The 10992-nt window shown below is 68.3% G+C and carries 8 protein-coding genes; 6 read left to right on the top strand and 2 right to left on the bottom strand.

The genetic code is table 11. From position 1 onward, the window contains the following. Positions 1-89 precede the first annotated feature (89 nt). Both GNX95_RS15205 and GNX95_RS15200 read right to left on the bottom strand, forming a co-directional pair. Entirely contained in the window at positions 90-944 is an 855-nt protein-coding gene (locus tag GNX95_RS15205; RefSeq protein ID WP_163507718.1) for a DUF4097 family beta strand repeat-containing protein, read from the bottom strand. 30 nt (positions 945-974) lie between these two features. Continuing rightward, positions 975-1541, bottom strand: a complete 567-nt coding sequence (locus GNX95_RS15200) for a toxin-antitoxin system HicB family antitoxin (RefSeq protein ID WP_163507717.1) — start codon at positions 1539-1541, stop codon at positions 975-977. Positions 1542-1655: 114 nt separating this feature from the next. Here GNX95_RS15200 and thyX point away from each other — a divergent pair, with 114 nt between their 5' ends. From thyX to GNX95_RS15170, 6 genes are all read left to right on the top strand, one after another. Next, entirely contained in the window at positions 1656-2405 is a 750-nt protein-coding gene (thyX, locus tag GNX95_RS15195; RefSeq protein ID WP_163507716.1) for an FAD-dependent thymidylate synthase, read from the top strand. 427 nt (positions 2406-2832) lie between these two features. Then, a complete protein-coding gene (locus GNX95_RS15190; RefSeq protein WP_163507715.1) occupies positions 2833-4344 on the top strand; it encodes a MerC domain-containing protein in 1512 nt (503 codons plus the stop codon). A 64-nt stretch (positions 4345-4408) separates the two neighbouring features. Further along, complete coding sequence (gene dapA / locus GNX95_RS15185) at positions 4409-5317, top strand: 4-hydroxy-tetrahydrodipicolinate synthase (RefSeq protein WP_163507714.1); 909 nt, start codon at positions 4409-4411, stop codon at positions 5315-5317. Further along, positions 5314-7026, top strand: a complete 1713-nt coding sequence (locus GNX95_RS15180) for a ribonuclease J (RefSeq protein ID WP_163507713.1) — start codon at positions 5314-5316, stop codon at positions 7024-7026. Before dapA ends, GNX95_RS15180 begins: the two co-directional genes overlap by 4 nt. A 1045-nt stretch (positions 7027-8071) precedes the next feature. Next, complete coding sequence (locus tag GNX95_RS15175) at positions 8072-10696, top strand: DNA translocase FtsK (RefSeq protein WP_163507712.1); 2625 nt, start codon at positions 8072-8074, stop codon at positions 10694-10696. A gap of 56 nt (positions 10697-10752) precedes the next feature. After that, on the top strand, positions 10753-10953 hold the full coding sequence (locus GNX95_RS15170; protein ID WP_163507711.1) for a hypothetical protein: 201 nt from the start codon (positions 10753-10755) through the stop codon (positions 10951-10953). The last annotated feature ends 39 nt before the right edge of the window (positions 10954-10992 follow it).

The following is a 10992-nucleotide window of genomic DNA, read 5'->3' as shown; positions in this document are numbered from 1 at the left end:
GCGCACCTCAGCTCCCCAACAGTCTCTGAGCGCAGAAGCGCGGCGGTGATTCACCCCCCGAGGGTTGCATCACCGCCGCGGCTTCTTCTCTATTTCTCCAGCCGGACCTCAGTGGGGGATCCGGCTGTGCTTTCCGCGAACGTCTTCTCACCGGGAGCGCGGACGACCCGAATGTTGCCGCTGAAGGCGCGCAACCGCAGGGTCAGCGGCGGCCGGCCGCCGCCGTCGGCGTGATCGCTGACCGGCAGGTCGCTCTCGGCGCGGCCGCTCAGCGCGTTGGCGTCGATGTAGAAGCGCACCCCGGCCGGCACTCCGGCGGTGATGTCTCCGGACAGCGCCTGGAGATAGACATCGCCTTCGTACGCGCGCTCCACCGTCACGTCGCCGGACGCGTTGATGACCTTGGCCGGGCCGCGCAGCGAGTCGATGCGGATGTTGCCACTCGCGCTGTTGGCCGTGAGCAGGCCGTTCGCGGTGCCGACGAGCAGTTCGCCGCTCGCGCTGTTGTGCCGCAGCCGTCCGTCCACCCGCTCGATCCTGGTGTCGCCGCTGGCGCAGTCGATCGTGATGTCGCCGGTGGCGTGCTCGATGGTGGTGTTGCCGGAGCCTGACCGGTGCCGGATGTCCGACAGCGGGCCGTACGTGTGCAGGTCGGCGCTGCCGACGCGGTTTTCCAGCGACGACCGCAGCGGCGCGATGATCGTCACGTGCAGCCGGGGCGTACGGCGCATGAAGCCGCCGCGCTCGGGGGAGTAGACGACGATCGTGTCGCCGCGCTGCTCGACGGTGGTCCGTGCGATCGCCTCGACCGCTCTGTCGTCGCCCGCCGGGTACGGCTGGATGTCGACCGTGGTCGTGGTGACGTCAGCTGACGTCATGGTGACCTCACCGGCGGCGATCCGGACCTGGACACGGACCGGCCGCGGGGTTTCGAACTCATGCATGGGGGATCTCTCCTCGAGGAAGTTCTCGTGTCAGCCTTGCGAATATCCGGTGATCCGGCTGTTCTTGCGGCCGTGCTGCTTGCCCCAGCCGCCGGTCCAGTCCTCCCAGCCGCCGTGCTGGCCGTACTGGTGCCCCTGGTGCCCATGGTGCTCGGGACGCCACGAGCGGATGGCTCGTACGATCCAGGCGTTGACGCTCATGCCATCGGCCGCCGCGGCCTGCTCGACGTGCGCTTTCACCTGCTCAGGCATCCGCAGCGTGAAGCGCGCGGAATAGCTCTCGTTGGCGTCCGGCTCCGGCTCGGCCGGCTGCTCCGCCACCTCTTGTGTCGGTGGTGGCGTCATTGGTGGTGTCACCGCCATCTCGACCTCGCGGCCGCGGATGCGCACCTGCACTTCGGCGGGGTAGTTCTGCGCGGCCAGGCCGCCGGTGACCTCTTCGGCTGCGTCGCTGAGCACCTCGATCAGGCCCAGCCGCGCGGCCGACTCGACGGCTTTCGCCAGCAGTTCGCCGGCCTTGACGATCTCCGGATTTCCGGTATTGGCGACGGCAACCAGCTCTCGGCGAAGGTTGTCGATGTGAATGTTCAGGTCCATGGCGTCATCATGACATCATTTCTGACGTCATGCAAGTCATCGTGATGTCAGAGATGATGTCGCGGTCGTCGTGGAGGTACCGTCGAGGGACCTTCGCCGAAGTGGAGCCGTGTCTTGTCCATCGCCGCGCCGCGCGTCCAGGTGATCGCGTACACGCACTTCGAGCCGCCGGCCGACGTGCCCTGGCAGACGGACGCCGACGGCGGCGAGGCGCTCGCCGAGTTCGCCGGACGTGCCTGCTATCAGTCGTGGAACAAGCCAAACCCGGCGACCGCGACCAACGCCGGCTATCTGACACACATCCTCAACGTGGGTCACCTGTCGGTGCTCGAGCACGGCACGGTCACCTTCTACATGACCGGTGTGTCACGGTCCTTCACGCACGAGCTGATCCGGCACCGGCACTTCTCGTACAGCCAGCTGTCGCAGCGGTACGTGCCGGAGCGCGACGCCGCGATGGTCGAGCCGGACGTCATCGCCGACGACCCCGAGCTGCACGCCAGGTTCGTCGCCGCCACCGACGCCAGCCTGCAGGCGTACGAGGAGCTGTTGGACGGCCTGGAGAAGAAGTTCGCCGACGCGCCGAACGCGACCCTGCGCCGCAAACAGGCCCGGCAGGCCGCGCGTTCGGTGTTGCCCAACGCCACCGAGACGCGCATCGTGGTCACCGGCAACTACCGCGCCTGGCGCCACTTCATCGGCATGCGCGCCAGCGAACACGCCGACGTGGAGATCCGCGCGCTCGCCGTGGACTGCCTGCGTGAGCTGCAGAAAGTCGCGCCGAACGTGTTCGCCGACTTCACCATCGGCACGCTGCCGGACGGCACAGAGGTGGCGCACAGCCCCCTTGTTGCGGAGAGCTGACCTTTACCCACACGCAAGCCTGAGAAGTTCGCCGAAAAATTTGTTGGCGAAGCTGTAACACCTCCCGTACCTGCGGCGATGACCGTAGTGAGCCCCGTGACGTTTCGGACCCCCGACCGGCGCGTCGCGGGGCCTTCCACGTCCAGGTGAAGCCTGGACCAGCGCGCTCCTGTTATTGCCCTGGGGCTGCGCCCCAGACCCCATGTGCGGGGCCTTCCACGTCCAGGTGAAGCCTGGACCGGCGCGCTCCTGTTATTGCCCTGGGGCTGCGCCCCAGACCCCATGTGCGGGGCCTTCCACGGCCGTTTTCGCGTACTCGACATGTGTCGTGATGGCAACAAATCTCGTGCACCTCAAAACGGTCGCACCGGCCCCATAACCTTCTTCGTGTGAGCGGCTGCGGGGCCGCTGAGGAGGTGCGGGGAACATGTCGTCCAGCCGAGCTCGGGGCAGAGCGGCCGACGGGGCGCCGTGGGGTGGATTGGCGATCGGAGTCGCGGTCGTCGCTGTGTTGGTGGCGGCGTTCGTCTGGCTCGCGCCGTACTACTCGACGATCCTCTGGTGGAACATCCGCGCCAACATGTTCTGGTGGCTGCCGATCCTGGCGCTGGTCGTGGTGGCCGGCCTGGCGCTGTGGTGGGCCGACCGGAGTGACCAGCTCTGGCTGCCGTGGACACTGATCCCGCTCGGGATCCTGGTGGTGGTCGGGTGGCTGTTCTTCCATTCGTACGCCCAGGAGCGCTCCTATCTGTCGAGCGTCAACGTCACCAACACGGTGCTGCGCCAGCTCGACCAGCGTGCGCCGTTCCAGGTCGCGTCGGCGCAGGCGAAGTCCAACCTCGGCGATGTGCCGGGCGACATCTTCGACACGAGTTATCTGCCGGAGGAGGACGCGTTCGCGACGCTGGTGGAAAAGCGCGGCTGGCTGACCGGATACGACGTGGCACTCAGCCAGAAGATCCCGCTCACCGGCCGCGGCAGCGGCACGATCTGCCGGTTCAGCGACGGCGCCGACGCGCGACTGAGCGGCTGGTGGTCGCACAACCTCGGTCGGAAAATCGCCGAGGAGCGGCGCTGGCTGCGGTTCGACAATGACGACGCGTACGCGTATTGCGCCGGCTCGACGCCGAAGGTGGTCGTGCCGCTGAAGGAGATCACCGGCTGGCTGGTGACCAGCGAGCGGCCGGCCGGGGTGGCGATCTACGACGGGCACACCGGTCAGGTGACGGTCAGCGCGACCGCGAAGGTGCCCGGTCCGGCGTATCCGCTCAGCCTGGCCCGCCACCAGCGCGAGGCGACGCAGGCGATCGGCTCGTTCTGGGACTGGTGGTTCCAGGCGTCCGGCTGGGAGCTCGACGAGGAGACCGCCAACTCCGGGAACAACTCCGAGTTCGTGCTGCCCGTCGCCGGCCGCGCTGCCGGGGTGTACGTGACGCCGCTGACCGGCCGCGGCTCGGCGACCGCGATCTCGGCGCTCGCGGCCGTCGCGTCCACTGTGCGCAGTGGCACCCTCGCGCCACTGACCGTCTATCACCTGAAGCCGTCGTGGGTGTCCGACGCGGCGATCATCCAGCGGATCAAGGGTGACTACCAGGACCTCCCCAACTGGCAGAACCTGGTGATCTTCGAGGTCGCGCCGCTGTCCGGCAACCGCTGGGTCGCCACCATCGGCAACTCGCAGAACGTGCTCTACCGGGTGCAGGGCGCCGGCGACCTGCAAGGCCCGCAGGCGACCTGCCTCTACCGGGCCGACAACAGCCAGATCAGGTGCGGTTCGCTGGCCGACCGCAACGGAAGTGGAGTGGGCACGCAGTACGGTTCGGGCAGTGCCGGCGGCGCGCCACCGGGCGACCTGAGCACCCTCTCGGACAGCCAGCTCGCCGACCTCAACGACCGCGTCGACAGAGAGATCGGCCGCCGGCTCAGACAGCGGAAGTGACGCAGGTCGTCAAGTGCGTTTGCGCTGACCGGCAATGGACTGCCATCCGATAACCTGCAGAGTTATGAGTACCACTAAGGATCGCGCGCGGCCGTTCGGCCGCGCGCTGACCGCGATGGTCACGCCGATGACGCCAGACGGCGGCATCGATGTCGATGGCGTCCAGCGGCTCGCGACCTACCTGGTCGACGAGGGTGGCAACGACGGTCTGATCGTCAACGGCACCACCGGCGAGTATCCGACGCTGTCCGACCCGGAGAAGGAGACCGTGCTGCGGGCCGCGGTCGAGGCGGTCGGCGACCGCGCCACGATCGTCGCCGGCGCCGGCAACAACGACACGCGGCACACGCTTGAGGTGATCGCGACGGCGCAGAAGGCCGGCGCACACGGCCTGCTGCTGGTCAGCCCGTACTACAACAAGCCGCCGCAGGAGGGCCTCTACCGCCACTTCACCGCGGCCGCCAACTCCAGCGACCTGCCGGTGATGTTGTACGACATTCCCGGCCGCACCGGCGTCGCGATCGAGACCGACACGCTCGTACGACTCGCCGAGCATCCGCGCATCCTGGCCGTGAAGGACGCCAAGGGCGACCTCGCCGGCGCGTCGTGGGTGATGGCGCGCTCCGGTGTCGCCTGGTATTCCGGTGAGGACATGCTCAACCTGCCGCTCTACAGCATCGGCGCGGTCGGTCACGTCTCGGTCGTCGGCCACGTGGTCGGCGTACGGCTGCGCGACATGCTCGACGCGTACGAGCGCGGTGACGTGCGACGCGCGGCCGAGCTGCACCAGAGCCTGCTGCCGGTCTACACCGGGATTTTCCGTACGCAGGGCCTGATCCTCACCAAGGCGGCGCTGCGGCTGCTTGGCCTGCCGGCCGGTCCGGTGCGGCTGCCGCTGGTCGACGCGACCGACCAGCAGGTCGAGACGCTGATCGCCGACCTGACCGCCGGCGGCGTGGAGATTCCGGCGTGACGACTTCTTCGCACGGCACCGCACACGGCCGTACGGCGCGGCTGGGTCCGCCGCCGGAGCTGCCGGCCGGCGCGCTGCGGGTGATCCCGCTCGGCGGCCTCGGCGCGATCGGCCGCAACATGACCGTCTTCGAATACGGCGGCCGGCTGCTGATCGTCGACTGCGGGGTGCTCTTCCCGGAGGCCGATCAGCCCGGCGTCGACCTGATCCTGCCGGACTTCTCGGCGATCGAGCACCGGCTCGACGACGTGGAGGCGGTCGTGCTGACGCACGGCCACGAGGACCACATCGGCGGCGTACCGTATCTGCTCCGCCTCAAGCCGGACATCCCGCTGATCGGCTCGCGTTTCACCCTGGCGCTGGTCGAAGGCAAGCTGCGGGAGCACCGCATCCAGCCGTACTCGATGACCGTCAAGGAAGGCGACACCGAGCAGCTCGGCGACTTCGCCTGCGAGTTCTTCGCGGTCAACCACTCGATCCCGGACGCGCTCGCGGTCGCCATCCGCACGCCGGCCGGCGTCGCGCTGCACACCGGCGACTTCAAGATGGACCAGCTGCCGCTGGACGGCCGGCTCACCGACATCGGCGGTTTCGCCAGGCTCGGCGCGGAAGGCGTCGACCTGCTGCTGTCCGACTCGACCAACGCCGAGGTCCCCGGCTTCGTCACTCCGGAGCGTCAGATCGGTCCGGTGCTCGACGACGTCTTCCGGCAGGCTCGCGGCCGGATCGTGGTCGCCTCGTTCGCCAGCCACGTGCACCGCGTACAACAGGTGCTCGACACCGCCGCCGCACATGGCCGCCGGGTCGCCTTTGTCGGCCGTTCGATGGTGCGCAACATGGGGTCGGCGCGTGACCTGGGCCTGCTGCGTATCCCGGAAAACCTGATGGTCCCGCTGGACGAGGCGACGACATTGCCGGCCAACCAGGTGGTCTTCATGTCCACCGGCTCGCAGGGTGAGCCGATGAGCGCACTCGGCCGGATGGCCTCCGGCGACCACCGGCACGTCACCATCCAGCCGGACGACACCGTCGTACTCGCGTCGAGTTTGGTGCCGGGCAACGAAACCGCGGTCTACCGGGTGATCAACGGCCTGTCCCGGCTCGGCGCCACGGTGATCCACAAAGAGGTCGCCATGGTGCACGTCTCCGGCCACGCGCCGGCCGGCGAGCTGCTCTATCTGCTCAACGTCACGCGGCCGAGCAACGTCATGCCGGTGCACGGGGAGTGGCGCCACCTGCGCGCCCACGCCCGGCTGGCCGAGCTTTCCGGCGTACCCGCCGAAAACGTCGTGCTGGCCGAGGACGGCGACGTGGTCGACCTGGTCGACGGCGTCGCCCGGCTGGTCGGCCACGTCGACAACGAATACGTCTACGTCGACGGCCTGCACGTGGGCGACGTCGGCGAGTCGTCACTCACCGAGCGCCGCATCCTCGGCGACGAGGGCTTCATCGCGGTCACCGTCGTCGTCGACTCCGTCACCGGCAAAGTCGTCGGCGGCCCCTTCGTCAACGGCCGCGGCTTCAGCGACGACCCCGCCGCGTTCGAGCCCGTCCTGCTGTTGATCACCGAAGCACTCGACCGGGCCGCGCAGGACGAGGTCAGCGACCCCCACCAGTTGCAGCAGATCGTCCGCCGTACCGCCGGCAAATGGGTCTCCGACACCTACCGCCGCCGGCCCATGATCATCCCCACCATCCTGGAGGTCTGAGGCTGGGGTTAAGTGATCGGCTTGTAGTGGTTGGATTTTCCTGATTGTTCCGTTTTGGGGGTGCGCCTGCGTGGCCGGCGCTGCTGCGCGGAGGGCGACTTCACGGGGAGGGGCGCGCGGGGTCTCGCTGTTGGTCCGGTTGGGTGCCGCGGGTGCGGTTGGTCTGTGGGTGGGTCCGGACAAACCGGACCAGGACTGTGGCTGGGGCGCCGGCGGTGCCGTGGCGTCCCGCTCTGTGGCGAGAAGGTCCACGATGTGGGACGAGAAGGTATATGGAGCGCTAAATGTCCGGTTTTCGAGTTTCGCGGATGGCATGAATGTCGAGTTACTTGCGTTGGACACAAGAAGCAAGGCTTTCATGCTGCCGCGATCGCTGGAGGCTGTGACGGGTGTGACTACTGAGGCTGATAATGCTGTTGTGACCGTTCGACTGCAACAGATGTCCGTTTTGATGTCTTGTTAAACAAGTATTACGCAGCCGGTCGCCCCAGCACGATCGTTTGGCGTCCATACCGACGGGTTGCTTCCCACACGTGACCTGGCGTGCTCGTTCTGCCCGCCGACGGGGAGAACGAGCAAGCCCGGAAGACCCAGCCCCGCACGAAACCGCCACCCGCACCCTCAATGCACACCGATTGGCGTTCCCGCGCCCCCTCCCTTGAGGTCGCCCTCCGCGCAGGAGCGCCCGCCGCGCAGGCGAAAACCACCACCCACCCAACGCAACAAACATGAAGGCCCAACTACTCACCCAACGCAACAAACATGAAGGCCCAACCACTCACCCAACGCAACAACCAAGAGACGCGCCACCCCCCAACGCAACAAACATGAGGACACACCACCTCCCCAACCCGACAATCAGGCTGACCCACCACCACCTCGCCACCACCTCCTCGCCGCGACCACTCCTCACGGCCGCATCGGCCGCCACACCCTCGCCGCCGCGCCACCCGCGCCCCCTCCGGTGACCCTCGTAACGGATGAGGGCCATGACACGGGTGGTAAAGGGGTGGTCCGTGGGAGGCCAACCGGTAGCGTGGAGGGTATGCCTTCCCGAGCCGGTACGACCGCTGGCCGTAAGCGGGCCAGCGCGACCGGTGGTACGCCGAGCACGCGGACCGCGGGTCGGGCCGGGTCGTCGCGGCCGGCGGGGCGGCGGCCGGCGGCGGGGGCGGCGGGGCGTACGCCGCGCAAGACGGCGGCGAGCCGGCCGGCTCCGCCGCAAAACGGCGTCCTGCTGATGATCGTGGTCGGTGTCGGCCGTCTCGTCGCCGGCATCTGGATGTTGCTCGCACGCGCGGTCGGCTGGCTGGCCCGTGCGGTGTTCCGGCAGGCCGCGACGGCTCGCGACCTGGACCCGGCGCATCGGCGCGACGGCGCCGGGTTCGCGCTGCTGGCGTTGGGCATCCTGTGCGGCGCGGGCATCTGGTTCCAGACGGCGGGGCCGGTCGGTGAGGTGATCGCGCTCGCGCTGCACACGATGATCGGTGCCGGCGCGATGGCGACGCCGGTGTTGCTGCTGGCCGGCGCGATCCGGCTGATGCGGCAGGCGCCGGAGGAGGGTACGGCCGGCCGCGGCGTGGTCGGCTGGACGGCGTTGGCGATCGGCGTACTCGGCCTGATCCACCTGATCGCCGGCTCGCCGGAGCAGTTGCCGGCCCGCCAGCACACCGGTGGCCTTGTCGGAGTCGTCACCGGTGGCCTGCTGGCCAAGGCGGTCACCATCTGGGTGGCCGCGCCAGTGCTCGCGCTGCTCTCGGTCTTCGGCATCCTCGTCATCACCGCGACGCCGATCAACACGATCCCCGCGCGGATACGTGAGTTCCGCGACTGGGTGACCGGCCGCGACCAGGAGTACGACGACACCGACGATGACACCGGCGACGGCATCGACGAGCAGGCGACCGAGGCGCTCGACCCGGAAGACCTGAAGGCCGCCGCGGGCGACGAGCCGCCGCCTCGCCGCCGGCCGTCCCGGCGCCGCCAGGGCGCGCTTTCCAAGGACACCGACGTTTTCGACGTCGACGGCCAGGCGACCGCCGAAGAGGCGAGCCCGGCCGAGGTCGCCGCCGCGGCAGCCGGTGTCAGCACGACCAGCGTCCCGACACCGCGTACGCGCAAGGAGCCGCCAGAGCACTCGCCGGCTCCGACGCGCGCGGAGCAACTCGCGCTGACCGCCGGCGACGGCGACTACAAGCTGCCGCCGCCCAACCTGCTCAAGTCCGGCCCGCCCGGCAAGGTGCGCAGCAAGGCCAACGACACCGTCATCGACAGCCTGACGACGGTCTTCGAGCAGTTCAATGTGGACGCCGCGGTCACCGGCTTCACCCGCGGCCCGACGGTGACCCGCTACGAGATCGAGCTCGGACCGGCGGTGAAGGTCGAGCGGATCACCGCGTTGTCCCGCAACATCGCGCTCGCGGTGAAGAGCCCGGACGTACGGATCATCAGCCCGATCCCCGGAAAAAGCGCAGTCGGCGTCGAAATCCCCAACGCCGACAGGGAAGACGTCAACCTCGGCGACGTTTTGCGCAGTGGCGCCGCGACCCGCGACCACCATCCGATGCTGGTCGGCCTCGGCAAGGACATCGAGGGTGGCTACGTCGTCGCCAACCTGGCCAAGATGCCGCACATCCTGGTGGCCGGCGCGACCGGCTCCGGTAAGTCGTCGTGCGTCAACTCGCTGCTGGTTTCCTTGCTGTCCCGGGCAACTCCGGACGAGGTGCGGCTGGTGCTGGTCGACCCCAAGCGGGTCGAGCTGACCGCATACGAGGGCATCCCGCACCTGGTCACGCCGATCATCACCAACCCGAAGAAGGCCGCCGACGCGCTCCAGTGGGTCGTACGCGAGATGGACATGCGTTACGAGGACCTGGCCGCCTCCGGCGTACGCCACGTGGACGACTTCAACCGCAAGGTGCGCAAAGGCGAGATCACGGCGCCGCCCGGCAGCGAGCGCGAATACCGGCCGTATCCGTATCTGCTGGTGATCGTCGACGAGCTGGCCGACCTGATGATGGTCGCGCCGCGCGACGTCGAGGACGCGATCGTACGCATCACGCAGCTCGCCCGCGCCGCCGGCATCCACCTGGTGCTCGCCACGCAGCGTCCGTCCGTCGACGTCGTCACCGGTCTGATCAAGGCAAACGTGCCGTCCCGGCTGGCCTTCTCCACCTCGTCGCTGGCCGACTCGCGGGTCATCCTCGACCAGCCCGGCGCGGAGAAGCTGATCGGCCGCGGCGACGGCCTGTTCCTGCCGATGGGCGCCAGCAAGCCGATGCGGCTGCAGGGTGCCTGGGTCAGCGAGCAGGAGATCAGCGAGGTCGTCGAGTTCTGCAAGAACCAGCGCGAGCCGGAGTTCCGCGAGGACGTCACGGCACCGGCCAAGGCCAAGAAGGACATCGACGAGGACATCGGCGACGACCTCGACGTGTTGTTGCAGGCCGTCGAGCTGGTGGTGTCGACGCAGTTCGGCTCGACCTCGATGCTGCAGCGCAAGCTGCGCGTCGGTTTCGCCAAGGCCGGCCGGCTGATGGACCTGATGGAAACCCGCGGCATCGTCGGTCCGAGCGAGGGCTCCAAGGCACGTGACGTGCTGGTCAAACCGGACGAACTGGCCGGCGTACTGGCCACACTGCGCGGCGAGTCCGCCGACGGAGACACGGCGTAACAGATACTTTGGCTGGTACGTCCGGATCCGGCCGTACGGATAGTGACACTATTCATATGGTGAAGGAAATCCGCGCCACCGGTTCGGAACTCCATATCACCGGCCTTGCCGCATATCGCACTTCCCTGACACAGCAACGGATTTCGCTACGCTCGGTTGTGGCGCGACTGCGGTCCGGCAGCGTATCTGACCTGCTCAGCAACGGTTCACTGGGTGATCTCGCGGATGCCTTCAGTTTCGGTCAGCAGGCTCGCTAGGCTGTCGAACACTGACTGCCCCTTCGGTCCAGCCCACTG

Origin of the sequence: Fodinicola acaciae, assembly GCF_010993745.1 — a bacterium.
GTDB lineage: Bacteria > Actinomycetota > Actinomycetes > Mycobacteriales > HKI-0501 > Fodinicola > Fodinicola acaciae.
This window is presented reverse-complemented; position numbering and strand designations above follow the sequence as displayed.